This window comes from Mycobacterium sp. SMC-18 (assembly GCF_045310895.1).
Lineage (GTDB): Bacteria > Actinomycetota > Actinomycetes > Mycobacteriales > Mycobacteriaceae > Mycobacterium.
Genome location: NZ_JBJIAL010000144.1, coordinates 1 through 1,108, shown reverse-complemented (window position 1 = coordinate 1,108; position 1,108 = coordinate 1). Strand labels below are relative to the sequence as shown.

Below are 1,108 nucleotides of genomic sequence, written 5' to 3'. Positions count from 1 at the left end.
TGTGATGTCCGGGGACGTTGTCCCGTTATGTATCGGTGAGCCTGTGTGACAGGGAAGGCCTCCGGTTGTGAAGTGGAGCTGTCTAGGAACCGCTTCACCAACCAGGAGGCCTTCGTGTCCCACGCTAACGCTGCATTAACCCCGCGCGCACGATTGAAGCTCGCCGAGCTCATCATCGAGAAGGGCTGGACCTATACCGCTGCGGCCAAGATGTTCATGGTCGCGCCTCGAACCGCCAAGAAATGGGCCGATCGCTTTCGTACCGAAGGCTCTGCCGGCATGGTCGACCGTAGCTCGCGACCGCACCGGAGCCCCACCAAGACCAGCGACCAGGTCATGCGTCGGATCGTGGACCTGCGGTGGCGCAAGCGGCTCGGGCCCGTGCAGATCGCCGGACGACTGGGCATGCCGGCGTCCACGGTGCACGCTGTGCTGACCCGGTGCCGGATCAATCGGTTGTCCTACATCGACCGCGTAACTGGCGAACCGCTGCGCCGCTATGAGCACGATCATCCCGGTTCGCTGATCCACGTCGACGTCACCAAATTCGGCAACATCCCCGACGGCGGTGGGCACAAGTTCCTTAGCCGACAACAAGGCAAGCGCAACCGGCAGCTGACCGCGCATCGCACCGGTGAACGTGCCGACGATTATCGACCGCGAATTGGAATTGCGTTCCTGCACACAGTTATTGATGATCACTCTCGGGTTGCGTACGTCGAGATCCAGTCCGACGAGAAAGCGGCCACCGCGATCGGTGTGTTGCAGCGCGCGGTGGCCTGGTTCGCCGAACGCGGCGTCACGGTGGAACGAGTCCTCTCAGACAACGGGTCGGCTTACAAATCCTTGGCCTGGCGCGGTGCCTGCGCCGAACTGAACATCAGCCACAAGCGAACCCGGCCATACCGGCCCCAGACCAACGGCAAGATCGAGCGATTCCATCGCACGCTCGGGGACGGCTGGGCCTACGCCCGGTTCTACGAATCCACCGAACAACGCAACACAGCCCTACCGAGCTGGCTGCATTTCTACAATCACCACCGAGCCCACTCCGCCATCGGAGGCCGCCCACCGGTCACTCGGCTGACCAACGTCCCTGGACATCACA

The 1,108-nt window shown here is 62.6% G+C and carries 1 protein-coding gene; it reads left to right on the top strand.

Annotated elements, in window-relative coordinates; genetic code table 11:
• Window positions 1–114 precede the first annotated feature (114 nt).
• The coding region (locus ACJH6J_RS30500; protein ID WP_406805045.1) for an IS481 family transposase at window positions 115–1,108 on the top strand (994 nt) is incomplete at its 3' end.